The sequence below is a fragment of the Bombella apis genome (genome assembly GCF_018221685.1).
GTDB lineage: Bacteria > Pseudomonadota > Alphaproteobacteria > Acetobacterales > Acetobacteraceae > Bombella > Bombella apis.
In genome coordinates this window covers 280,444-304,331 of the sequence record NZ_JAGJTM010000005.1, presented here as the reverse complement: position 1 = coordinate 304,331, position 23,888 = coordinate 280,444, and the positions used below count along the sequence as shown (strand labels likewise).

Below are 23,888 nucleotides of genomic sequence, written 5' to 3'. Positions count from 1 at the left end.
CCCTCTGTTGCTCTCTGGCAGTGGTGCTATGGATAAGGAGTCCTTTAGCTACCAATTACGGAGGAAGCGACCAATGGCCGTTAAAATTGCAATCAACGGGTTCGGACGTATCGGGCGTCTGGTTCTTCGTGGCATCATCGAAAGCGGGCGCACTGACGTCGAGCCGGTTCTGATCAACGATCTCGGCTCCGTGGAGGCCAACGCTCACCTTCTGAAGTACGATACCGTTCATGGTCGTCTGCCGGCTGAGGTCGAGGTCGTCAATGGTGATCTGCTCATCAAGACCCACCAGGGCCGCACCATCGGTCCGATCAAGGTGACAGCCCAGCGCAACCCGGAAGAGATTCCGCTCCAGGGTGTTGATGTGGCCATGGAATGCACAGGCCTCTTCACGGCCCGTGACAAGGCTTCTGCCCTGCTGAAGGCCGGTGCCAAGCATGTGCTGGTTTCTGCTCCGGGCAAGGATGCCGACGCCACGATCGTGTACGGCGTGAACAACGACGCCCTGAAGCCGGGCATGCAGATCGTCTCCAACGCTTCCTGCACGACGAACTGTCTCTCCCCGGTTGCTTCCGTGCTGGATGAAAAGTTCGGCATCGAGCGTGGTTACATGGTGACCGTCCACTCCTACACGGGTGACCAGCGCACCATCGACACGCTGCACAAGGATCCCCGTCGTGCCCGTGCCGCTGCGGTCAACATCATTCCGACATCCACGGGTGCTGCCCGTGCCGTTGGTCTGGTTCTGCCGCACCTCAAGGGCAAGCTGGACGGCACGGCCATCCGCGTGCCGACGCCGAACGTCTCCCTCGTCTCCCTGGACTTCGTGCCGAAGCGCAAGCCGTCCTCCGTCGAGGAAGTCAACGAGGCCATCCGTGAGGCTTCCGAAGGCCGCCTGAAGGGCATCCTCGGCTACAACACGGAGCCGCTGGTGAGCCACGACTTCAACCACGTTCCGTTCTCCTCCACCTTTGATGCCACGCAGACAGCGCTGGTTGATGGTGGTGAGCTGGTCCGTATCTGTGCCTGGTACGACAATGAGTGGGGCTTCTCCAACCGTATGTCCGACACGGCATCTCTGTTCGGGAAACTCTGATCATGGCTTTTCGCACGCTTGATAAGGCGGAGGTACGTGGCAAACGCGTACTTCTCCGCGCTGACCTGAATGTCCCCATGCATGAGGGTGCCATTACCGATACGACCCGTATCGAGCGTGTGCTGCCGACCATCCGTGAGCTGACTGAGAAGGGGGCCAAGGTCATCCTTCTCAGCCACTTCGACCGGCCCAAGGGCAAGGTCGTTCCCGAGATGTCGCTGGCACCGGTTGGCAAACGTCTGAGTGAGCTGCTTGGCCGCCCGGTCGCCTTCGCTGCGGACTGCGTGGGCCCCAAGGCCAAAGAGGCTGTGGATGCGCTGAAGGATGGCGGGGTTCTCCTGCTGGAGAATACACGTTTCCACGCTGAGGAAGAGAAGAACGATCCCGAATTCTCCAAGGCACTGGCTGCCAACGGGGACATCTATGTGGATGATGCTTTCTCTGCTGCCCACCGTGCCCATGCTTCCACAGAGGGCGTGGCCCATCTGCTGCCGGCCTATGCTGGTCGCCTGATGGAAGCTGAGCTGAAGGCTCTTTCCGCTGCGCTGGAAAGCCCGAAGCGCCCTGTCGGCGCCGTGATTGGCGGGTCCAAGATTTCCACGAAGCTGGACCTGATCGGCAACGTGCTGGACAAGGTGGATGTTCTGTTCATTGGTGGGGCCATGGCCAACACCTTCCTCGCTGCTGAAGGCGTGAAGGTTGGCAAGTCCCTCCAGGAATCCGACATGCATGAGACGGCTCGCAAGATTGCCGCCCGCGCCAAGGAAAAAGGCTGCAAGCTGGTCCTGCCGGTGGATGCCGTCGTGGCCCGTGAGTTCAAGGCAGGTGCAGCCTCCGAGGTTGTGCCGGTGGACAAGGTGCCGGAAGACACCATGATCCTTGATGCTGGCCCGAAGACAGCCGAGCTGATCTCCAAACATCTTGCTGACCTGAAGACTCTTGTCTGGAACGGTCCGCTGGGTGCTTTCGAGATCGAGCCTTTCGACAAGGCAACCGTGGAAGTGGCCCGTGCCGCTGCCAAGCTGACCGAAGAAGGCAAGCTGCTGACAGTGGCTGGCGGTGGTGACACCGTTTCTGCCCTGCGTCACGCTGGCGTGGCTGACCGTATGAGCTATGTCTCCACGGCTGGCGGTGCCTTCCTTGAATGGCTGGAGGGTAAGACCCTTCCGGGTGTTGAGGTGCTGCGCGCCAAGTAAGATCAGTTTCGCTGGTTTTACGGAAGAGGCGGTGTCCTTCGGGACGCCGCCTTTTTTGTGTCTACTGTTTCTTCCTGTTGCATGAAAAAACGCAGCTAGGGTATGGCCCCGCTGCGTTCTGTTCAGTGCAGTTCTGAAGGAGGAGGTGGGGATCAGGCTTTGACTTTTTCGGCCACCTCTTCTTCGGAGAAGCCCTGTTCCCTGCGGCGTTCCTTGACGGCGGAGGCCATGGCTTTCTGCAATTTTTCCATGGCACGGGCTTCAATCTGACGGATGCGCTCACGGGAGACACCGTAATGATGGGAGAGTTCTTCCAGCGTGGAGGGGTCTTCCTTCAGGCGGCGTTCTGTCAGAATGTGGCGCTCACGGTCATTGAGCGTCTGCATGGCTTCGGCAAGCAGAGCCTTGCGCCCGCTCATGTCCTCGCTTTCGGCCAGCGTGTCTTCCTGATTCTCGTTTTGGTCCACAAGCCAGTCCTGCCATTCCTGCTCGCCATCTGCACGGAGCGGGGCGTTCAGGCTGTGGTCAGGTGCCGTAAGGCGGCGGTTCATGGAGATGACATCCTGCTCCGGCACGCCCAGTGTTTTGGCAATATGATCAATCTGCTCTGGCTGCAGGTCGCCTTCCTCATAAGCCTGCATCTGCCCTTTCAGGCGGCGGAGGTTGAAGAAGAGCTTCTTCTGGGCAGCGGTCGTGCCCATTTTCACCAGAGACCAACTGTGCAGGATGTACTCCTGAATGGCTGCCCTGATCCACCACATGGCATAGGTCGCCAGCCGGAAGCCTCGCTCCGGGTCAAAACGGCGGACAGCCTGCATCATGCCGATATTGCCCTCGCTGATCAGTTCGCTGACAGGCAGACCATAGCCCCGGTAACTCATGGCAATCTTGGCAACAAGGCGCAGGTGGGATGTTACCAGTTCATGAGCCGCCGTGCTGTCGTGTTTGTCACGCCAGCGGCGGGCAAGAGCGAGTTCCTGCTCGGAGGTGAGAAGGGGGAACCGCCGGATTTCCTGAAGATAACGGGAAAGGTTGGTCTCCGGGCCGATGGCGGGAAGAGTTGAGGGAGACTTCATGCGACTTCGACTCCTTGCACCCGACTGGGGAAGAGGCGGGCAGATCATACCAGCCTATCCCTTACAGGAACGATGAGACCAGCGCCTGCATTTTAACGCCGGTCAGGCCGTATCTCCATCGCAAATAAGGCAATAGAGACATGTCCATTCTTTATAGGACTTTTTTCGTCCTATTATTCTTTAATTGATTCCTGCCGAGAGTCAAACTTAATAAAAAGTCAGGTGGTTCACCCTTCCGAGAGAGCTTCAATCAGGGTCTGGAGATCATCAGGGAGAGGGGCGGAAAAAAGCAGTTCTTCCTTTGTTCGTGGGTGGGTAAAACCCAGAGTGGCGGCATGAAGGGCCTGACGGGGGAAGTCGAGAGCCTGATGGCGCACGTTCACGGGCAGTTTGCGGGCCGCTGCCGGGACACGACGCAGATAGACCGGGTCGCCCAGCAGGGGGTGGCCATTATGGGACAGGTGGACACGGATCTGATGCGTCCGTCCCGTGGCCAGCCGGCACTCCACGAGCGATACCCCCGTATGAAAAGTTTCTTTCGTCGTGAAGCGTGTCAGGGCGTGTTTGCCGCCATTAGGGACGACGGCCATGCGCTTGCGGTCCCGCTTATCCCGTCCGATCGCCCCTTCAAACTCGCCTGAAGGCGGAAGGAGACCCCACGCCAGGGCGAGATAGGCCCGTTCCATCGTACGGGTCGCAAAGGCTTCGGACAGGGCTTCATGGGCGAGGGGGGTTTTTGCAACGACCATCACGCCGGATGTGTCCTTGTCCAGCCGATGGACGATGCCGGGGCGTTTTTCCCCGCCAATCCCTTCAAAGTCCGGCCCGCAATGGCCAAGAAGGGCATTGACGAGTGTACCTGTTTCATTGCCGGGGGCGGGGTGGACGACCAGCCCGGCTGGTTTGTCCAGCACGATGAGGTCCCTGTCCTCAAAGAGGATGTCCAGCGGGATGCTTTCGGCCTGCGGGCGGGCCGGTTCTGGCGGGGGCAGGCGCAGCTCCAGCGTCATTCCCTCTCGCAGGGCGAAGGCGGGGTCTCGCCGGGGCGTGCCGTTGCAGGTAAGGTGGCCCGTCTCAATCAGGGCTTTGACACGGGAGCGGGAGAGGGTACCGATGGCGTCTGCCAGCATACGGTCGGCCCGCTGCCCTGTCTGCTCGGGCGTGATGGTGAATGAGAAGAGAGCGGGCGCATCCGCAGGGAGAGAATCGGAGATGAGTGAGTCGGACATGGCCCCCAATCTAGTCGAGCCGGGACAAAACAGCGAGTCGAACCCGCCACGCACGCCCAGGGCTCTGGTGGCGGCTGTCATCATCATGGGGGTGATGATCATTCTGGGGACGGTCCTGCTGGTAGGAATCATCATTCATCGGATGATGAACCACTCTTCGGCTTCACCCGCTCCGGCGGCTTCCGAGCTTTCACGGGCAGCGGCAGGGCCTGCTTCTCTGGCAGGGCCAGCCCTGCTGAAACTGCCCAGGCAGGCGGATGAGCAGGTCATGGCCGTCACGGCCCGCCCTGATGGCCTTCTGGCCGTCACGCTCAAGACAGGGCAGGGCGATGCCCGCATCCTGCTCTGGCAGCCGGAGCAGGCCCGCCTTGTGGCGGAATTGGACCTGACGGGGCCTGCCGCTCATTGATGGGGACGGCCCTCGTTGGAGGGTCAGTCTTTTTCTGGAAACTCTGTCGGACATTCCCGCAGGATGGAGGCCATCAGGCCGGGGAAGCGGTCCTCCAGCACGTCAAGACGGAGCGTGTTGCGGTGCTGGACCCCTTCCACACGGGTGTGCAGGATGCCGGCCTCCCGCAGGACCTGAAAATGGTGCGACATGCTTGATTTTGGCCTGCCACGCAGAAGGGTCGTGCAGTTGGCTTCCTTCAGGCCGTGCAGGTGGCAGATGATGCCCAGACGGACAGGGTCCGCCACGGCCCGCAGAAGGGGCAGGAGGGTGATGTCTTCCGGGGCGGGGTGATGATACAGCGCAGCCATGAGATCGTGTATCGGGAGTCGGGGGGCTGTTTGTCAAGGTTTCATTGTTCTATGTTGATAGAACAAAAGGGAAGTGTTAGCGTTTGAGAAGAACGGGCGGTGACACCATGTGTCCCTGTCTCCGTCATCTGTCTGGTCATGTTTTTCAGGAGAAAACACCATGCCAACACTTTTCGATCCCATCTCCTTCGGAGCCATCAAGGCGGCCAACCGTGTCGTCATGGCACCGCTCACACGGGCAAGGGCAGGCAAGGATGCCGTCCCGACCCCCATCATGGCGGAATATTATGGCCAGCGGGCCAGTGCCGGTCTGATCATCTCCGAGGCGGTGGGCATTTCCCGTCAGGGGCTTGGCTGGGCCTATGCCACGGGCATCTGGAATGAGGAGCAGGTGAAGGGCTGGAAGGCCGTTACCGATGCCGTGCATGAAAAGGGCGGCAAGATTGTCTGCCAGCTCTGGCACATGGGGCGGATGGTTCATTCCTCCGTTACAGGCGAGCAGCCAGTGGCACCGTCTCCCTCAACGGCACCGGGGCATATTCATACTTATGAGGGCAAGGCCCCTTATGAGGAAGCCCGTGCGCTGCGTCTGGATGAGATTCCGGGGATTGTGGAAAGCTATGCCCATGCGGCCCGCAATGCGATGAAGGCCGGGTTCGATGGCGTGCAGATTCATTCCGCCAATGGCTATCTGCTGGATGAGTTCCTGCGGGATGGCACCAATCACCGGACGGACGCCTATGGCGGGTCTGTCGAGAACCGTCTGCGTCTGCTGCGTGAGGTGACGGAAGCCGTCATCAAGGAAGTCGGGGCCGAGCATGTCGGCGTTCGCCTCTCCCCGAACGGGGAAGTGCAGGGTACGATTGACAGCAACCCGGAGGCCGTCTTCATCCCGGCGGCAAAGATGCTGAATGATCTGGGGGTGGCATGGCTGGAGCTGCGTGAAGCCAGTCCTACCAGCACATATGGCACGGCGACTGACCAGCCCAAGCTGTCCCCGGAAATTCGTAAGGTCTTTACTCGTCCGCTGGTGCTGAATCAGGAATATACACGGGATGAGGCTCTGAAGGCCGTAGCGGAGGGCAAGGCTGATGCCATCAGCTTTGGGCGGCTGTATATTTCCAATCCTGACCTTGTACGCCGCCTGAAGGATGATCTGCCGCTTCAGGAGGATGATATGGAAACACGCTATGGCCCACTGGGGGCCAAGGGCTATACGGACTATCCGTTCGCCAAGTGATGGCCGATAGTATCGCTTGAGAGCGGGGTGGTGACCGGGTTCTCCGGTCCCACCCCGTTTTTGTGTCTGGGATCAGTCCAGCGGGCGGGTCAGCTCGTACAGGGCAACGGCGGAGGCGTTGGAGACGTTCAGGCTCTCCATCGGGCCGGACATGTGGATGGAGGCGATTTCATCGCAGGTTTCCCGTGTCAGGCGGCGCAGACCGGCCCCTTCGGCCCCCAGAACCAGAGCCACACGACGGTCGCCGAGCTGGTTGCGGTCCAGCCTTGTGCCGCCTGCATCCAGCCCCACGACCCAGAACCCGGCTTTCTGAAGGCCCTGTAAGGCACGGGAAATGTTGGTCTCCCGGATGATGGGCACGACATCCAGCCCGCCGGAGGCCGCTTTGGCCATGGTGCCGGTTTCATCAGGTGTATGGCGGTCCTGCACCAGAAGGGCAGCGGCCCCGAAGGCGGCGGCCGAGCGCAGGATGGCCCCGATGTTGCGGGGGTCCGTGACCTGGTCCAGCACCAGAATGGGGCCGGGGCGGTCGATGACATCCACGATGGCGGGATTTTCCAGTGGTTCGACATTCAGGCAGACGCCCTGATGCACGGCGTCTTTCCCGCAGAGGGCATCCAGCTCTTCCCGGCTGACGATGCGGGGCTGATGGGCCGTCTCGGGCAGGGAGTCGGCGGCTTCCTTTGTCGCCAGAAGGCTGTAGATGACCCGTGCAGGGTTGAGCAGGGCGGCCTCCACGGCGTGCTGGCCGTAGATCCAGTAGCCCTTGCCCGTGGCGGGGGCACCGTGCCGGGTCGTGCTGCGGCGGGAGCGGTTGCGGGAGAGATTCTGCGCCTCGGGCAGGGCCACACGGCGGGAGGATGATTTTTTAGCCATAAGTCTTTGTATAATCTTTCTGGCCCGCATTGACATAGCAGTAAATGCGTATTATCACACGCTCATCCTGAGTTCGGAGGGGTGCCCGAGTGGCTAAAGGGGGCGGACTGTAAATCCGCTGGCGTACGCCTACGTTGGTTCGAATCCAACCCCCTCCACCAGGTGGTTTTTTCCTGAAAAATTCGTACGTTACTTTATTTTTGAGGATGGGGGGATGAATGTTGTCCTGTGTATTCTTAAAAAACATCCGTTATCGCGCTAGTTTTTGAGATAGGTTACCAGCAGAGGTATTTGACATTTGTCTTGAGAATATATTTATTTCTTTCAATTTTTAAAAAATTGATCCTTTCAGGTCTGTGTAGTAACATATTACTTATGTCAAAATAGTGGATTGTGAAAGGCAGAGGAAGGTTCCCCTGCCTTTCTATATTAATATATATAGTTAATTATTGTTGAGTTGCATCAAAATATCACGGCTTCTCGAATTTCATGATCTTCCGGGAAAGTACTCAGGAAAAGTTCATACAGGGACTTTCCAAAAGTAGTACCTTCCTTTTTAAATTCTGTGAATGTTGTTTCATCGTCGCGCTTTTCTTGTGGAAGTTTCTCAAGACATTCGCGGATGCTTTTGTCATCTATTTTTTCTAAGAAAGTCTTATACTGCCTTTTAATCTCAATAAGGTATTCTTTGACTTTATATTTATTATATTCCTTTGCATGTGCATCGCAAACATATTCGATTCGTTCCAATGGAGTCTTACAAAGGAGGTCTGCAAGTTTTGAGATCTTTTCATCTTCTGGAAGACCTATTGTATAGGCTACACTAAAGATCCCACTTGCATAGAGTATTTTTCGGGAATAAATGAGTTTTATATTTCTAATTGCCCATCCTCCTTCTTTATAACGGTCTGCCTTGAAAGCATAGTCAACCGTCACCGTCCTCCAGTATCGAATTATGTCGTTTAGGAGGTAGCGCGGTAAGTGTTCCTTTTTTGTCCCTTTTATATATTTTTTAATAATTTCCTTTCTTAGGGAAAGGAAGTCTCCCTCATTATATAGAGATTTTCCTTCTAAAAGGTAGAGAATCCTTCTGGTGATGTGTTGGTTGTTATCTTTGTCTCCGCCGATATTTTTTAATAATTCTTCCTTTTCAATGAATTGACCAAAAGCACCGTTATTTGAAGGTAATTTTATACCTTCTTCTTCAATAACCTTTGCAATTTTAGTAGAAATGGTCTCTTGTAAACGTTTCTTCTTATATTTAGGGGAGGAGAAGATAATGAAGAAATCAAGATCAGATCCAGATGTAGCCTCCTTTCGAGCATAAGACCCGCATGTTACTACTATCAAGCGGCCTTGGTCTTGGTTTTCAAAGTTTGGTATTATTTTTTTGAGAGCCTCTCTTAGCTTATCTATCAAGCGGCCTTGGTCTTGGTTTTCAAAGTTTGGCATTATTTTTTCGAGAGCCCTTCTTAGCCTATCAAGTGTAGATTCGGATTCGTTTTTTGCAGTTTCTAGATTCATGATCATTGCGGGCCTCAGAATAAAGAGCGACATTTTATAGAGTCTAAAGAAAGGGTTTTTCTTTCTTTCCTCTGAGCATATCGTAATTTATCATCGTCAGTTTTGAAAGAAAATTCTCTGTTAATGAAGAAGGATCGTGCAATATACGTGACCTCTTCACAAGGAAAAGAGGGGCATTTTTTTCCATTCCAGACCAAATTTCTTAGCTGGGGAACTTTTTCAAATAACTTATCATCAGTTAAAAAATAATCATTTTTTTCTAGTATATTTGATGAAAATAATTCACAGATATAATCTGATATTATCCCCTCCTCAGATCTTATTAGTGTGTTATATACTTCTTCCTTGCATTTCCAGAAAGTGTCAACTGTCTTTTCACTCTCTGAGTTTTGACGATATATCGCTGCGAGTATGATTTCTTCTGGATGAGGAGCTCTCTTATTTTCTTCAAGATATAGATGAGATCTTAAAATTCCTTCAATTGTGTCAAAATTGATAGGTCCACTAAAAAAATTGTCAAAACGATCATCTTTCCCAGAAATAATTTTTATTATTTCGTCTGGGTCAATTTTTTCTGATATTAATATATCAGTAATTTCTCTTTTGTAAGGCGATTCGCCTTGAATAATCTTAATTCCGGCTTCATGGTGATTAATATTGAAATTGCGTTTGAAAAAATTCTCCAATGTATGAGAAAGAGGAGCATGCCCTATATCATGAAGAAGGGCGGCAGCTCCAATTAATTTACGCTGTTTTATATCTAATTCTTTTTTGTAGGCGTAGAACATGGCTAATCGAGCAACACCTAAGCTGTGTTGGAAGCGTGTACATTTGTTTTTGTTGAGTGAGTTTTTTTGGTTTTTCCTATAAAATAAGTCTATTCCTCCTAGGAAGCGGATATCATTTAGTCTATTGAAAGTAGATGTTCCTATTATTTTGTATAAAAATTCATTTATACATTGATCTGATTTGTAATGTCCCTCATTTAAAGGTTTATTATAGTCATATTTTTCGAGTGAATGGAATTTTTCATTTATTCTGATGCTTTTTCTCATCGTCTCTTCTCCTTGCGACGGTGCATATTGCCATATAGAGGTAGATGGCACGGTCGCATCAATTTCCATCTGAGGATCGTGACAGCTTATTGCGTTTGTTGTTTGGTCCGATAGGGTGGTTGAGGTAATATTTTATCTATATAATTTATTTCTTCGTTCGATTTTATCGATCAGCTTTTTTATATCATGAGACGTGTCATAGATGATGGCTAACAGCTAGATTTTCTAACGTAACGGAAGAAACTGATCCCCCTTTAGCATCGTTAATTAAACGGAGGTATTATATTGTCACTATCAGTTTCTCAGAAAGTCATGAGGCGGAGCAGCACGGCATGATTCGTGTGGAAGGCGCACAGGAGCATAACCTGAAGGATGTCTCGCTGGAGGTTCCACGGGGCTGTCTGGTGGTGTTCACCGGCGTGTCCGGGTCGGGCAAGTCGTCTCTGGCGTTCGGGACGCTCTATGCCGAGGCGCAGCGGCGGTATCTGGAGACGGTCGCTCCCTATGCACGGCGGCTGTTCCATCAGCTGCCTCCACCGAAAATCCGCAGCATCGAAGGGCTGCCGCCTGTCATTGCCCTTCAGCAGCAGGCAGGCACGAGCAGCCGGTCATCCGTGGGCAGCGTGACGACCCTCTCCAATCTGCTGCGTATGCTCTATTCCCGGGCAGGGACGTATCCAGCCGGTGCGCCCATGCTGGAGAGTGACGATTTCTCCGCCAATACGCCGCAGGGGGCCTGTCCACGCTGTCAGGGCACGGGATGGCTCTATGACGTCGTGGAAGAAAAGATGGTGCCCGACCCGACGCTGACCCTGCGGGAAAAGGCCGTGGCCGCATGGCCCGGTGCGTGGCAGGGGCAGAACCTGCGGGACATCCTCATGATGCGTGGGGTCGATCTGGACACGCCGTGGCAGGACCTGCCCAGGGAAACACGGGACTGGATTCTGTACACGGATGAAACCCCGACAGAACCGATCTACCGGGGCCTGAACTACGCCGAGAGTCAGGCGGCCATGAAGCGGGGGGAGCCGGCGACCTATCAGGGCACCTTTGCCAGCGCACGCCGCCATGTGATGCAGAGTTTCCACGGCTCAAAGAGTGCGAAGATGCGTGCCCGTGCGGCGACCTTCATGCAGGCGACACGCTGCCCGGTCTGTCACGGTGCCCGTCTGAAGCCTGAAGCCCTGGCTGTGACGTTTGCGGGGCAGGATATTGCGGCCCTGTTCCACCTGCCGCTGGAACGGCTTCATGCCGTGCTGAAAGACCAGCTGGCAGGGGAGCGGCGGGATGATGCGCAGGGGCGTGTGATTGAGGAAATCGGGACGGCCCTGCTCCGGCGGCTGGAGATCCTGCTGGAGCTGGGGCTGGGCTATCTTCAGACGGACCGGACCGTGGACAGTCTTTCCCCCGGCGAATATCAGCGTCTGCGGCTGGGGACGCAGGTCCATTCCGCCCTGTTCGGCGTGGCCTACGTGCTGGATGAACCTGCCGCCGGACTGCATCCGGCGGATATCGAGGCCCTGCTGAACGTGCTGGCCCGTCTGCCCCGGGCCGGAAACTCCCTGCTGGTCGTGGAGCATGATCCTGTCGTCATGCGGCGGGCGGACTGGCTGGTGGATATTGGTCCCGGTGCGGGCAGCCATGGCGGGCAGGTTCTTTACAGTGGTCCGCCGGATGGCCTGCGGCAGGTGGAGGCCTCCCGCACAAGGCCTTATCTCTTTGCCCCGCCGCCTCTGGAGCGTGGTCCCGGCCGACAGGTGGAGCGGTGGCTCCAGCTTGAGGGCATCACATGGCGGAACATGAAGGACCTGTCCCTGAAGCTGCCACTGGGTGTTCTGGTGAGCGTGACGGGTGTTTCCGGTTCCGGCAAGTCCAGTCTGGTCAGTCAGGCTCTGGTAAGCCTTCTGGGGCGTGCGCTGGGCCAGAAGGTCGAGGAAGCGGATGAACCGCAGGATGGTGACGACACCACGCCACTGGCGGACGAGGCCGTGGAGGCCCAGCCAGAAGGGCGTATCGTGGCAGGGCTGGAGCATGTCCGGCGTCTGGCCATCATCACGCAGAAGCCCATCGGGCGGACGTCACGCTCCAATCTGGCGACCTATACGGGCATTTTTGACCAGATACGCAGGCTCTTCGCCGCAACGGAAGCCGCCCGCAGGGCGAAGCTGGATGAAAGCTGTTTCAGCTTCAATGTGGCCAAGGGACGGTGCCCGCATTGCGAGGGGCTGGGGACGGTCTCGGTCGGTCTGCTCTTCATGCCTGGTGTGGAGGCTCCCTGTCCGGTCTGTCACGGGGCACGCTACAGGGATGAGGTGCTGGCCATCACGCTGCGGGAGAAGAACATTGCCGACGTGCTGGCCATGACCGTGGAGGAGGCCTGTACCTTCTTTGCTGGAGAAGGGGCACTGGCCCGCGGGCTGGAAACGCTGGAGCAGTCCGGCCTTGGCTATCTCCGTCTTGGCCAGCCTGCACCGGAACTGTCCGGCGGTGAGGCGCAGCGGCTCAAGCTGGCAACGGAACTGCAGAAGCGGCGGCCCGCCCCCATGCTGTATGTTCTGGATGAACCCACGACCGGCCTGCATCCTTCTGATACGGACAGGCTGCTGGGCCAGCTCCAGACATTGGTGGAGCAGGGGCACAGCGTGGTTGTGACCGAACATAACATGCGTGTGGCGGCGGCGAGTGACTGGGTGATCGATATTGGCCCCGGCAGCGGGGAAAAGGGCGGCAGGATCATTGCCTCCGGCCCGCCGGAGGAGGTGGTCAGGACCCCTGAAAGCCGGACAGGGCCATATTTGCGGGAGGTGCTGGCCGGAGCGTGACGGGGTGGCCCCGCCGGGGTTCGGTCCCGGCGGGGGTGGTCGGTCAGTCGGTCTTCAGTGTGGTCATGTCGATCACGAAGCGGTAGTGCGTGTCGCCCTGTTCCAGCTGGCGGAAGGCCTCGTTGATGTCCTGCATGGCGATGGTCTTCGTATCGGGCAGGATGTTTTTGCGGGCACAGAAGTCCAGAAGCTCCTGCGTTTCACGGATGCCTCCGGCGAGCGAGCTGGTGATGTTGCGGCGGCCATAGACCAGCGGCAGGGTTGAGAGTGCCGGTATGGGGCCGACCTGCCCGACAAGGGAGATCGTGCCGTCCACATCCAGCAGGGACAGGTAGGGGTTGATGTCATGCTCCACCGGTATGGTGTCGATGATGAGGTCAAAACGGCTGGCCGCTTCCTGCATGGCCTTTTCATCGCCAGAGGCGAGGAAGCTGTCTGCCCCCAGGGCGAGGGCTTCCTGTTTTTTCTTCCCGCTGCGTGAAAGGACAGTGACTTCCGCTCCCAGGGCGGATGCCAGCTTCACGGCCATCTGGCCCAGCCCGCCAAGGCCGATGACGGCAACCCGTGATCCGGGACCGGCACGCCATGTCCGCAGGGGAGACCATGTGGTGATGCCAGCACAGAGCAGCGGTGCCGCCCTGGAGGCATCCAGCCCTGCTGGCACTTTCAGGACGAATTCCTGCCGGGCGACGAGGTGCTTGGAATAGCCGCCCATGTTGGGAGTTCCGTCCACGGCATCAATGCCACCATAGACCCCATTCATGCCGATGGGATATTTCCTGCCCTCCCGGCAATACTGTTCCTCACCTTTGCGGCACTGGTCACATGTCATGCAGCTGTCCACCATGCAGCCGACGGCAACGATGTCCCCGGCCTTGTGGCGGGTCACCTCCGGGCCGACCTCCAGCACGCGGCCGATGATCTCGTGGCCGGGAATGGCCGGATAGGGCGTATGGCCCCAGTCATTGCGCACCCAGTGCAGGTCGGAGTGACAGACCCCGCAATAGAGGACCTCCATCACCACGTCATTGGGGCGGGGATTGCGGCGGTCAAAATGGAGGGGGGCGAGAGGGGCCTCGGCAGAGGTGCAGGCAAAGCCAATGGTGCGCATGGGATCATCCTTCCCTGAAGAGCGGCGATTGAACGGGCCAGCTGCGAGCCTATGGAACGTTAACCTTCTGTTCAATCTTTCAGGAGGGATGGCAGGTCTGCTTCAGAACCACACATCTTCATGCTGGGCCGTATAGGCATCCACGCCCATGCGGCGGATGTGCTGGAGGTCGGCCTGGGGCGGGCGGGCGAAGGTTTTCCTGTACTCACGGCTGAACTGGGAGGGACTGTCATATCCTACCTGAAAGCCTGCGCTGGCAGCGCTCATCTCTTCATGCACCATGAGGCGGCGTGCTTCCTGCAGGCGCAGCTTCGTGCGGTACTGGACGGGCGTCATGCCTGTCAGCTCTCCGAAGCGTTTGTAGAAGCTGGACTGGCCCATCCCGGCGATCTTCACCAGCGTGCCGATCTCGAACCGTTCCTGAAAATGGTGGCGCAGATGGATGATGGCCCTGTTGATGCGGGAGAGGTCACTCTGGAGGTGCGCCGTTTCCTGAAGGACATGGCCTTGTTGGCCATGAAGAAAGAGATAGAGGAGCTCCTTCTTGTAGAGCCGCGCCAGAAATTTCTGGTCGCTATTCCGGGCGAGCAGCCCTACCAGGCGCAGCAGGGCATCCAGCAGGTCGTCGGTAATCCGGCTCACTCCCATGGCGGATATGGGAGAGCTGTTCTCCTTTCGGAGGGCCAGTTTCCGGGTCTGACGGCTGAGGGTGGACTGGCTCTCCCGGAGGAGCTGCTCCATCTCCGTGGAGGAGAAGCTGATGCACAGGGCCAGATAGGGTCTTTCCGCCGAGGCCCTGGTGATCTGGCCGGAAACGGGCAGGTCCAGTGTGGAGATCAGATATTCGCCCTCGCCATAGGGCAGGGGCTGGTCATGGAGGTGAAGGATTTTCTGCCCCTGCACGACGATGTAGATGCGGGGTTCGTAAACGACCAGAACGGGATCGGTCACGGTCCCGGTGCGATAGAGGGTCAGGAAGTCGAAAGCCGTATGGGTGACTTTTTCCGGGCAGTGGCGGCTGACAGCCGCCTGGAGGGCGGCGAGTCGGTCCTGTGGCATGGTGCAGTCTTTCTCTGTGCCGGTTGTTCCTGATCCGTGGAGCCGGTCAGGCCATGATGATGACCTGCTCGATATGCCGCCGGTAGGCAGCCTCCATGGCTGGGACATCCGGGTTCTTCATGACATCCGTTGCCAGAAAGGTGGGCAGGCGGTCCATGCCGAGAAAGGCATGGGCCCGATAGAACGGGAAAAGCACGGCATCAATGCCACCGCCGCCGAAGAACTGGTCCCTGTCTTCGAAGGCTTCAAGTGGGGCATTCCACGTGGTGGATACCATGAAGCGTTTGCCCTGTAGCAGGCCGCCAGAGCCATAACGCTTTGAGGGATCGTGCCGGCTGCGGCCATCGTTGCTGTAAAAAAGGCCATGTGCCTGTGTGAAAACCTCATCCATATATTTTTTCAGAGGCCACGGCGTGCCCATCCACCATCCCGGAAACTGGTAGATGACGATGTCCGCTTTCTGGATCGCCCGGATCTCGCTTTCGACATCATAGCCTTCATCAATGACGGTCTGGCTGACGGACAAACCGTGTTCCTGAAGGCAGGTTGCGGCAAGATTCTGGAGGGTCTGGTTCAGTTTTCCGGCAGAGTGGGCAAAAGGTTTCGCCCCGTTGATGAGGTGGATGTGGGTCATTGGGGGACTTTCATGAGGGTTGTGAAGATGTCCAGTTCATTAATCGGAACCGCTGGTGTCAAGGGGAGAAAATGGCCTTTAGTGCTTTGTAAAAGGCCATGGAATTGCCATAATCTCATGGGCTTTGTGGCGGCATTTTAACGAATTTAAAGGAATATTTTGATTGCATTTAAAAGATGGAAGGATATTTTAATGTCGCGTTAGCATTATGTCTTGATAATGAGGAGTACGAAACGATGAAGAAAAGGAAAACTTCCATGAGGTTGATCTGCGTTGGTGATAGTCCAAAGAATATGGACGGACGGCCTTGCTCCACTCTTTCTGAAGCGGTTTCTGAAGGAGGAATCTTTCTGCGCATTTCTGGCAGGGAAGGCGTGCTGAGCGCCCTGCGCAATGATCAGTCCGATGTGGCCGTCATCCAGCAGACCAACCCGGATCCGCTTCTGATCAGAACGATTCGCAACAACCGCTTCAGCCTGCCGATTCTGGTCATTGCCCGGAATCTGACAGCCCACAACGTGGCCGAGGCCCTTGCCGCTGGTGCTGATGACTGCGTGCCCATCACGGTAGGGCCGGTAGAACTGCTGGCCCGGCTGAAGGCGATTGTCCGGCGTGTCATGGATCATGGCGTGACCAGCCAGATCATCACGGTCGGCCGTCTGACGGTGAAGGAAGACACCCGTGAGGTGCTGGTGGATGATGACCTCCTGCCGCTGACACAGGGTGAATATGACATCATGTCCCTCATGGTGCGTCGTCGGGGTAGCCTGCTGAACAAGGCCGCCATCCTGTCCACCCTGTATGCCGGGCGGGAGAAGCCCATCAGCAAGACCATCGATGTCATGGTCTGCCGCATCCGTCAGAAGCTGCGGGCAAGAGGTATCCAGAAGCCCTTCATCACGAGCTGGGGCATGGGGTATCGGCTGAATGAGGAAGCCTTCCTGCCGCTGGGTGCCCGTGCCGAGGATGAGTGCAACCCTGTCCAGCAGGCCATCCGTGAGGCCAGCATGCCCGTATCGGCGGGTCTGGGTGTGACAGCCATGGCAGGCGAGGCGGAAAGCCGTCGCACTGTGGAGAAAGCCGCCAGACAGCCGGTTCATCAGGACTGATAACGGAGCGCAGCGTCATGAGTGATGAGACCAGTCCAGACGCCGGAGGTGATGGTACAGCCGCTTCGGCTGATGGCAGGAAGGGCATGTCCAGGAAGAAAATGGCCATCATGGCTGCCGTGCCTCTGCTGCTGATAGGTGGGGGCGTGGGTGCCTGGCAGGCCCACCTTCCACCATTCGGCGGTGGCGGGAAGCCTGCCCCCAAGGTTGCCGCAGCGGAAGGCGGGGAGGCGGGCTCACATCGCCTCCTTCTGTCGGTTCCCTCTGCCACGGCCAATCTGGATAACGGGGCCGGGCGGACGGTCTATGTAAAGATGACAGCCAGTGTCGAAGTGGAGGGAGCTGAGACACTGGCAGCTCTTCAGGGGCGTATTCCCGAGGTGCAGGACATTTTCCAGACCTATCTGCACGAAAGCCGCCCGCAGGACCTGCATGGCAGTGGCTTCTATCGCCTGCGTGAGGCCCTGCTGAGGCGCCTGCGTGTGGCGTTTGCCCCGCTGAATGTCACGAACATTTACATTACGGAACTTCTAACCCAGTAAGGTGGATTTGGACCCAATGGCGGATGAAGAGGAGCAGGCACAGGCTGACCAGCCTGACCTGACAGAAGGGCAGGGAGCGGAACAGCCCGGCCCGGATACAGAAGACAATGCTGCACGGACTGAAGCCCCGGAAGAGGAAGGAACATCCTCCTCCGGGGTCGCTGCGCATGGGGGGGATGATGGTGAGGCGGATGGCCATGCGCTGGACCAGTCTGCCATTGATGCCATGCTCGGCAATGCATTTTCCGGTTCTGCCATGCGGGAAGAGAGCGGGATGGAGCGCATCATCAAGGCCGGTTTTGTGGCCTATGAGCGTATGCCCATGCTGGAGAACGTGTTTGACCGGCTGGTGCGTTTCCTTTCTTCGACCCTGCGTGGTTTTACCAACGACAATGTCGACATCACCATGGAGAACATGCGGTCCCTGCGTTTTGGGGACTATATGGGAGAAGTGCCGTCTTCCTCCCTGTTTTCCGTCTTCCGGGCAGAGCAGTGGCGCAATTATGGTCTGGTTGTTGTGGATTCGTCGCTATCCTATTCCATTGTGGACATCCTGATGGGCGGAGAGCGCGGTGGTGGACCCAAGATCATAGAGAATCGGCCCCACACTGCTCTGGAGAGAGCCCTCATAGAGAAGTTGATTGTCATCACGCTGGCGGATCTCTCCGAGGCTTTTGCGCCAGTGGGTAAGGTGGATCTCTCTTTCGAGCGGCTGGAGATCAGCTCCAGCCTGGCGGTGATTGCCCGGCCCTCCAATGCGGCCATTGCGGCCCGCTTCCATATTGATATGGGCGACAGGAGCGGGGACATGGATATCGTCATTCCCTATGCCACGCTGGAACCGGTAAGAGAGAAACTCTCCCAGCAGTTCATGGGGGACAATTTCGGCAATGATTCCATATGGGAGAATCATCTCATTTCCGAAATCATGGAAACGAGCGTGACCGTTTCCACCGTGTTTGAGACGGCGTCTTTCCCGCTTTCCCAGATTCTGGAGCTGAAGGAAGGTAGTGTCCTCCATCTGCCCAGCAAGGGCGAAGCGCCGCATCGTGTGCGGATGGAATGTGACGGAACGCCAATTTTTGAGGGCACGCTGGGGCGGCTGCATCGGATGCAGGCTGTTCGGATAGACCAGCGCCTCATCCCGCTGGAGGAAGATCTGACGCCGGAACTGCTGGCGTCTCTTGGTTCTGCTTCGGTGGATCAGCAGTCAGCAGAGCAGAGGGGACATCATGCTTCTGAAAAATAGCCAGCTCATCATCGAGATTCTTCTGATGGTCGTCCTGATAGCCGGGATTGTCAGCTCCCGTCTCATTGTCCGGCGGCTTGGGGTCATCCGGGATTCCTATACGGCACTGAATGAGATGGTGGCCACGCTTGATGCTTCGACAGAACAGATGAACCATATGTTCGAGCGGGTCCGGCATGAGGTCACCCAGGGGGACAGGCGCCTGTCTGTCCTGCTGGAGCGTGCCCGCAATGCTGAAGAGGACCTGATGGACCAGCAGAAGATGACGCAGGAGACTGCCGATTCGCTTTCTGGTGTTCTGGAGCGGTCGGAAAAGCAGGAAGCCGGGTTGAACCAGGCCGTGGAGTCGGCACAGGCCATGCTGCAACAGCTGGAAGAACAGCTGGAAATGCAGAAGAAGGCGCTGGAACAGAGCAGGGCCGCCGCCGGGCCTGCCCCGGCTGAAGGCGATTCTGCCCCGCATTTCTCCGATGAGATTGTCATGCCGGTTCCGGGCCGCCTGCGTAGCCCAAGGCCTTATATGAGGCAGAATGAGGCCGATGGTTAAGACAGGTATTTTTCCATGCCTGTCATTTTGAAATGTCCTCTGTAAGAAACATGTAAGGGTTCTGTGTTTCTATCCATCTGTCAACGATGAGTTCGTTGTTTTCTATACAGATGTGCAAGGAGAGAAGACCATGAGTCTTTCCATCAATACCAACCAGTCTTCCATGGTTGCTCTGGAAACACTGAACACCACACAGGGCGATCTGGCCAAGACGGAAAATGCCGTCTCCACCGGCAAGAAGGTCGCCAATGCTTCCGACAATCCGGCTGCTTTTGGCATTTCCTCCCAGATCGGTGGTGACATTGCCGGCCAGAGCGCTGTCAATGATGGCCTGAGCTACGCTTCCCAGATTGTCAGCTCCACAAACTCTGCTGCCAACAGCATCATCAACATCCTTCAGAACGTCCAGAACGCTGTGACCACTGTCGGTAACAACCTGGGCAACTCTTCTTCCCTCGGCCAGCTCGACAAGGAGCTGACAGGTTACATGAAGAGCATTGACACCATCGCCCGTAACGCCACGACCAAGGGGATCAACCTGCTGGCCGGTGGTACGACAGGTGGTACAGCCGATGGTCTGGGCATCACGGCCAGCAGCCTGACCTTCGTTACGGGTCTCCAGGGTGATACACAGACACTGACCGGCTATGGCTCCCTCGTTTCCGCCACGACAGGTGCCAAGGGTGCGACCCTGACCGACGTTCTGGGCCTGACAACGAATGGTGTGGCCGGTTCTGACCCGACCTCCAACGTCTTCCTGAACGCCAGCGCCACGGGTGCTTCCCTGGCTGACAGCTCCAGCGATCCGAAGAAGGCTGTTGCCGACATGATCGGGCGTGTTCAGAAGGCCATCGTTGCCATGACGAACGTCACGTCTGATCTCGGTTCCAACCAGCAGACCATCGACTCCATGAGCTCCTATGGTCAGAAGTCTTCCGACTCCCTGACAGCTGCTTCTGGCGCTCTGACGGATGCTGACATGTCTGCCGAGTCTGCCAAGCTGACATCCCTGCAGACCAAGCAGTCCCTGGGCATCAAGTCCCTCTCCATCGCCAACGGTCAGTCCCAGAACATTCTGTCCCTGTTCCAGTAAGGGGAAGTATCCGGCCCTGTTGTTGGGCCGGAGCCTTCGGGCGACCATGTGCCAGACGCCACCGTATTTTTACGGTGGCGTTTTTTTATGCCAGAAGGGCTTTCCCCTCGGGGTCCAGATGGCGTTCCGTCATCTCCCATGAGGCCCCGCACAGAAGGCGGGGTGCCACATGAGAAATATCCTTCATGACGGCAGCCAGAGCGTTTTTGTAATTCTGCACATGGTATCTGAATTCCGGGCAGTCTCCTTCCTTCAGGAAGAGGGCGTGCTCGGCCTTGGGTAGCCACGGCTTGGAGAGGAAAAGGAAATGCTGGACCTGGATGTCCAGTCTGCTCTCTTCGACATCTTTCCGTATCTCCGGCTGGAAGGGGACAACATCCTTGGCGATGTGCGTCATGGCGTAATTCCAGCGGACTGAAAAAAACTGCACGGAATCATGGAAAACGACATTGAGGATGCTTTCGGCATGGCCCTTCCACCTGCGGGAGATGAGCTGGAGGCAGCGTCTGCCATCCTCTGGTCTTATGGCTTTCATGTTGAAGAGCATGAGACCGGCATTGAAATACCGGCTTGTGTCCTTCAGGCCAGTCCTGAGTGTCTGATCATGCAGGGGGCGGGGTACGTTGGGAGGCAGGATGGTGTTGCGGAAGAAGCAGCGGACAGCCCCTATTTTCTTGTCTGCGGGCATGGCGTGGATGAGAGACAGCAGATCGCCCGTCACGATCATGTCGGCATCAAGGAAAAAGACAAAATCATGCCCTGCCATCAGTCCCGGTATGAGCAGTGCATGGTACATTTCTTCTTTTTTCAGGTTATGGCCTGCAAAATGCTCCTGCACGTTGATGAAGGTGATCCGTCCCCCCGAATCGTTCACCAGAGTGGTCATGATCCTGATGGCAGCTGGTGAGAGCTCCTTGTGGAAGATGACGAATTCTATGCGGTTCCTGTCGGATATCGAGTTGAGAACGGACCGTATCGTGGCGATGGCGGGGACGACATACGCCTGATTCAGCGACATGACGATGGGAATGGTCTGCATGATGTGGGACAACTTGCGTGCGTCAGGGGATGGGTCGGACAGTGGCAGGGATCATGTAATGTTCTGCAAGGCGGTCCATATGGGGTCGAAGAGGAGAGGTGGCATCCTGTCCTGTATCTGACGCATGAGGGAGGCTGCGATCTTTCTGTAATCCCGGGCGTGGATGTTGGTCTGCTCCAGGGCTGCTGTCATGTCATCAGGGTCGAGATGGCTGGCGAACTGGCCGAGGTTCATGTTGTTGCGGGCGGAGGTAATGGCTGTCCGTATGGAAGGGATGAAGGCCTCATCTGGCTGCTGGAAGAGCGGCATCTGGAGATTCCATGACTGCGGGAACAGGTGCAGTGCGTGGCGGAAGAGGTAGTTAAGGATGGTTTCGTCCCGTCCCGGCCATTCTTCGTCCAGCAGCTGGATGCAGGCCTGCCCTTCCTCCGGGGAGATGGCCTGCCGGTTGAAGAGAAGCAGGTTGCGGCTGAAATGGCGCTCCGACCTGACAGGCCCGGAGTCGGGCTGGTCCATGAGGGCATGATACATGCAGCGGACAGCCCCGATCTTTGCTCCGGTAGGGAAATCGGACAGAAGGGACAGAATGTCCCCCCGGATGAGTGAACCTGCCCCGATGCTGAGTACGAAATTTCGTGATGTGAAATATTGGGGAATGAGCAGGGGATAAAGACGGTGGGTGCAGATGGTGTCTTTGTAGGTGAAGCCGGAAAGGATGCCGGGCATGTTGATGAGGGAGAAAGCGACGCCATACGAGTTGAGCAGCCCTTTTACCAGCTGTTTCACATGGTCATCGAGTCCCGTATGGAAGAGGGCAAAAGACAGGCGGGACTTGTCCTGCGCATTGCTGATGGTGGACTGTATGGTGACCAGAGCAGGAATGAGGTTGTTTTCATCCAGGCCCGTCGCAACAGTGAGGTGGGCCTTCATGAAAGGGCCGTCCGATCCGCTGAAAGTGATTGTACGTCCATGAACATTCTGACTTTCTTAAAGAAAGTTTGTAAGTTATTTATTAACCAATATGCATGAGGGAGAAAAGAGGCCGTTGTGATGGTTTGGGCTGTCCTGGCCGTGCAACAGGCAGACAGGCCATCCCTCCGGTTGGAGAGATGGCCTGTCTGGCAGGGACGGAAGTGGTTTTCAGGCGACCTCGAATCCCAGACTGTTCAGGGCCTTTTCAGCCAGGTCCCGGTCCTGCTCGTAGGTACCGCCGGAGACGCCAATGCCGCCGATCAGCTGCCCCCCGGCAAAAATGGGGCATCCACCGCCTACGGCCACAAGGTGGGGTCTGCTGGCGAGGGGGGCCATGTGGGGGTTCTGCACGAGCTGGTTCCAGACATGGGTCGGCTGACCGAAGGAGCAGGCCGTCCATGCTTTGTCGATGGCGATCTCGACCGTCAGGAAGGCTGTTCCATCATGGCGGGCAAAGGCCTGGAGATGCCCGCCTGCATCCATGATGGCGACAGAAACGGGAATCTTCTGTGCAGCTCCTTCTTTGAGGACAGCCTGCACGAGGCTGTTGGCGGCCTCACAGGTGATGGTGGCCTGTGAGACATGGTGTCTGGTAGTCATTTCTGAGGACTCCTTGCTTTTGACTGTTCCCATGCCTGTTCATGCCATGATCCGGGTCACGGCGGCCATGATCTGCTCCGCACCGGGGATGTAGGCTTTCTCCAGCACGGGCGAGAAGGGCACGGGCGTGTGTGGGGCACTGACCATCTGCGGGGCGGCTTTCAGGCTGGTGAAGCACTGCCTGGTGACCTGCGCCACGATGTCGGTGGCCATGTTGCAGCGGGGATGGGCCTCATCAGCCGCTACAAGCCGACCTGTTTTCTGTACGGACTTCAGGACCGTGGCAATGTCCAGCGGGGAGAGAGTCCGCAGGTCTATGACATCGGCCTCGATTCCCGTTTCCGCCAGCTGGGTGGCGGCCTCCAGTGCCCGGGGGACCATGGGCCCGTAGGTGACGATGGAGACGTCATGTCCTTCCCTGGCGAGATGGGCTTGCCCGAAGGGAATGGCGTAAGGAGCCTCGGCAACGGGGCCGGTCGTCTCATAGAGATATTTTGGCTCGCAGAAGATCACGGGGCCCCGGTCCCGGATGGCCTCGATCATCAGCCCCTTGGCATCATGCGGCGTGCTGGGGCAGACGACCTTCAGGCCCGGAATGTGGGTGAACATGGCCGTCAGCATCTGGGAGTGCTGCGCCGCACCATTGATGCCTGCCCCGACCATCGTGCGGACGACAAGCGGGATTTCGGCCGTGCCGCCGAACATGTAGCGCATCTTGGCAGCCTGGTTCAGCAGCTGGTCGAAGCAGACGCCCATGAAGTCGATGAACGGGACTTCCGCCACGACGGGGAAGCCGGAGAGGGCGGCCCCGACGGCAGCCCCGACATAGGCCATCTCGGTGGGGGGCGCATCAATCACCCGGTCACCATAGCGGGTATAGAGCCCCCTGGTGACACCAAGCACGCCACCCCATGTATCCGTTTCTCCCCCAGCATCGACACCACCGGCGGTGTCCTGCCCGAAGATGAGCAGTTTCGGGTCTCTGGCCATTTCCTGATCCAGAGCTTCGTTGATGGCTGATTTCAGCGAGACATGTCTGGTCATGACAGATTTTCCTTCA

23 protein-coding genes and 1 tRNA gene are annotated in these 23,888 nt (G+C 57.1%); 11 read left to right on the top strand and 13 right to left on the bottom strand.

Annotation, left to right across the window (positions count from 1 at the left end; translation table 11 throughout):
* Positions 1-73 precede the first annotated feature (73 nt).
* The gene (gene gap / locus J8Z04_RS08525) at positions 74-1,096 is read left to right on the top strand and encodes a type I glyceraldehyde-3-phosphate dehydrogenase (RefSeq protein ID WP_043558101.1); all 1,023 of its coding nucleotides are present in this window, start codon (positions 74-76) and stop codon (positions 1,094-1,096) included.
* A 2-nt stretch (positions 1,097-1,098) separates the two neighbouring features.
* Positions 1,099-2,292, top strand: a complete 1,194-nt coding sequence (locus tag J8Z04_RS08520; RefSeq protein ID WP_192848399.1) for a phosphoglycerate kinase — start codon at positions 1,099-1,101, stop codon at positions 2,290-2,292.
* A 152-nt stretch (positions 2,293-2,444) separates the two neighbouring features.
* Here the strand turns inward: J8Z04_RS08520 and rpoH are convergent, their stop codons facing one another.
* Positions 2,445-3,368 (bottom strand): RNA polymerase sigma factor RpoH, encoded by a 924-nt coding sequence (rpoH, locus tag J8Z04_RS08515; RefSeq protein ID WP_043558106.1) that lies wholly within the window; start codon positions 3,366-3,368, stop codon positions 2,445-2,447.
* Positions 3,369-3,595: 227 nt separating this feature from the next.
* Entirely contained in the window at positions 3,596-4,597 is a 1,002-nt protein-coding gene (locus J8Z04_RS08510; RefSeq protein WP_192848400.1) for an RluA family pseudouridine synthase, read from the bottom strand.
* On the opposite strand from J8Z04_RS08510, the gene J8Z04_RS08505 reads away from it, so the two are divergent.
* Complete coding sequence (locus tag J8Z04_RS08505) at positions 4,581-5,006, top strand: DUF6476 family protein (protein WP_232086369.1); 426 nt, start codon at positions 4,581-4,583, stop codon at positions 5,004-5,006. The two genes, J8Z04_RS08510 and J8Z04_RS08505, sit on opposite strands and share 17 nt — an antisense overlap.
* 23 nt (positions 5,007-5,029) lie before the next feature.
* Here J8Z04_RS08505 and J8Z04_RS08500 read toward each other — a convergent pair whose 3' ends face one another.
* Positions 5,030-5,356: an ArsR/SmtB family transcription factor gene (locus J8Z04_RS08500; protein WP_081562807.1), complete on the bottom strand. Its 327-nt coding sequence runs from the start codon at positions 5,354-5,356 to the stop codon at positions 5,030-5,032.
* A gap of 160 nt (positions 5,357-5,516) precedes the next feature.
* On the opposite strand from J8Z04_RS08500, the gene J8Z04_RS08495 reads away from it, so the two are divergent.
* The gene (locus J8Z04_RS08495) at positions 5,517-6,596 is read left to right on the top strand and encodes an alkene reductase (RefSeq protein WP_192848401.1); all 1,080 of its coding nucleotides are present in this window, start codon (positions 5,517-5,519) and stop codon (positions 6,594-6,596) included.
* Between the two features lie 72 nt (positions 6,597-6,668).
* Here J8Z04_RS08495 and rlmB read toward each other — a convergent pair whose 3' ends face one another.
* Positions 6,669-7,472, bottom strand: coding sequence for a 23S rRNA (guanosine(2251)-2'-O)-methyltransferase RlmB (gene rlmB, locus J8Z04_RS08490; RefSeq protein WP_192848402.1), 804 nt, complete (start codon positions 7,470-7,472; stop codon positions 6,669-6,671).
* 75 nt (positions 7,473-7,547) lie between these two features.
* Here rlmB and J8Z04_RS08485 point away from each other — a divergent pair.
* Positions 7,548-7,633: transfer RNA gene (locus tag J8Z04_RS08485), tRNA-Tyr, on the top strand.
* A 301-nt stretch (positions 7,634-7,934) separates the two neighbouring features.
* Here J8Z04_RS08485 and J8Z04_RS08480 read toward each other — a convergent pair.
* Both J8Z04_RS08480 and J8Z04_RS08475 read right to left on the bottom strand, forming a co-directional pair.
* Positions 7,935-8,996 carry a nucleotidyltransferase domain-containing protein gene (locus J8Z04_RS08480; protein ID WP_192848403.1) on the bottom strand — a complete coding sequence of 354 codons (1,062 nt, stop codon included), beginning with the start codon at positions 8,994-8,996 and terminating at the stop codon, positions 7,935-7,937.
* 14 nt (positions 8,997-9,010) lie between these two features.
* Entirely contained in the window at positions 9,011-10,051 is a 1,041-nt protein-coding gene (locus J8Z04_RS08475) for an HD domain-containing protein (protein ID WP_192848404.1), read from the bottom strand.
* Between the two features lie 332 nt (positions 10,052-10,383).
* Here J8Z04_RS08475 and J8Z04_RS08470 point away from each other — a divergent pair, with 332 nt between their 5' ends.
* Positions 10,384-12,873, top strand: coding sequence for an excinuclease ABC subunit UvrA (locus J8Z04_RS08470; protein ID WP_192848405.1), 2,490 nt, complete (start codon positions 10,384-10,386; stop codon positions 12,871-12,873).
* Between the two features lie 43 nt (positions 12,874-12,916).
* Here J8Z04_RS08470 and J8Z04_RS08465 read toward each other — a convergent pair whose 3' ends face one another.
* The 3 genes from J8Z04_RS08465 to J8Z04_RS08455 form a co-directional block, all read right to left on the bottom strand.
* On the bottom strand, positions 12,917-13,984 hold the full coding sequence (locus J8Z04_RS08465; protein ID WP_192848406.1) for an NAD(P)-dependent alcohol dehydrogenase: 1,068 nt from the start codon (positions 13,982-13,984) through the stop codon (positions 12,917-12,919).
* Positions 13,985-14,086: 102 nt separating this feature from the next.
* Positions 14,087-15,043 carry an AraC family transcriptional regulator gene (locus J8Z04_RS08460; RefSeq protein ID WP_192848407.1) on the bottom strand — a complete coding sequence of 319 codons (957 nt, stop codon included), beginning with the start codon at positions 15,041-15,043 and terminating at the stop codon, positions 14,087-14,089.
* A 46-nt stretch (positions 15,044-15,089) separates the two neighbouring features.
* Positions 15,090-15,677 carry an NAD(P)H-dependent oxidoreductase gene (locus tag J8Z04_RS08455; RefSeq protein ID WP_043558122.1) on the bottom strand — a complete coding sequence of 196 codons (588 nt, stop codon included), beginning with the start codon at positions 15,675-15,677 and terminating at the stop codon, positions 15,090-15,092.
* A 257-nt stretch (positions 15,678-15,934) separates the two neighbouring features.
* On the opposite strand from J8Z04_RS08455, the gene J8Z04_RS08450 reads away from it, so the two are divergent.
* From J8Z04_RS08450 to J8Z04_RS08430, 5 genes are all read left to right on the top strand, one after another.
* Positions 15,935-16,786, top strand: coding sequence for a response regulator transcription factor (locus J8Z04_RS08450; protein WP_166651581.1), 852 nt, complete (start codon positions 15,935-15,937; stop codon positions 16,784-16,786).
* Between the two features lie 17 nt (positions 16,787-16,803).
* A complete protein-coding gene (locus J8Z04_RS08445) occupies positions 16,804-17,328 on the top strand; it encodes a flagellar basal body-associated FliL family protein (RefSeq protein WP_081562799.1) in 525 nt (174 codons plus the stop codon).
* Between the two features lie 16 nt (positions 17,329-17,344).
* Positions 17,345-18,577 carry a flagellar motor switch protein FliM gene (gene fliM, locus J8Z04_RS08440; protein WP_052348898.1) on the top strand — a complete coding sequence of 411 codons (1,233 nt, stop codon included), beginning with the start codon at positions 17,345-17,347 and terminating at the stop codon, positions 18,575-18,577.
* On the top strand, positions 18,561-19,124 hold the full coding sequence (locus J8Z04_RS08435) for a hypothetical protein (protein WP_043558125.1): 564 nt from the start codon (positions 18,561-18,563) through the stop codon (positions 19,122-19,124). Before fliM ends, J8Z04_RS08435 begins: the two co-directional genes overlap by 17 nt.
* A 130-nt stretch (positions 19,125-19,254) precedes the next feature.
* A complete protein-coding gene (locus J8Z04_RS08430; protein ID WP_192848408.1) occupies positions 19,255-20,217 on the top strand; it encodes a flagellin in 963 nt (320 codons plus the stop codon).
* Between the two features lie 85 nt (positions 20,218-20,302).
* Here the strand turns inward: J8Z04_RS08430 and J8Z04_RS08425 are convergent, their stop codons facing one another.
* The 4 genes from J8Z04_RS08425 to J8Z04_RS08410 all read right to left on the bottom strand — a co-directional run bounded on the left by J8Z04_RS08425 (position 20,303) and on the right by J8Z04_RS08410 (position 23,872).
* A complete protein-coding gene (locus J8Z04_RS08425; protein WP_192848409.1) occupies positions 20,303-21,256 on the bottom strand; it encodes a glycosyltransferase family 8 protein in 954 nt (317 codons plus the stop codon).
* A gap of 51 nt (positions 21,257-21,307) precedes the next feature.
* Positions 21,308-22,186 (bottom strand): glycosyltransferase, encoded by an 879-nt coding sequence (locus tag J8Z04_RS08420; protein ID WP_043558131.1) that lies wholly within the window; start codon positions 22,184-22,186, stop codon positions 21,308-21,310.
* Between the two features lie 210 nt (positions 22,187-22,396).
* Positions 22,397-22,828 (bottom strand): GlcG/HbpS family heme-binding protein, encoded by a 432-nt coding sequence (locus tag J8Z04_RS08415; protein WP_043558496.1) that lies wholly within the window; start codon positions 22,826-22,828, stop codon positions 22,397-22,399.
* A 39-nt stretch (positions 22,829-22,867) separates the two neighbouring features.
* Entirely contained in the window at positions 22,868-23,872 is a 1,005-nt protein-coding gene (locus J8Z04_RS08410) for an alpha-ketoacid dehydrogenase subunit beta (protein WP_192848410.1), read from the bottom strand.
* Between the last annotated feature and the right edge of the window lie 16 nt (positions 23,873-23,888).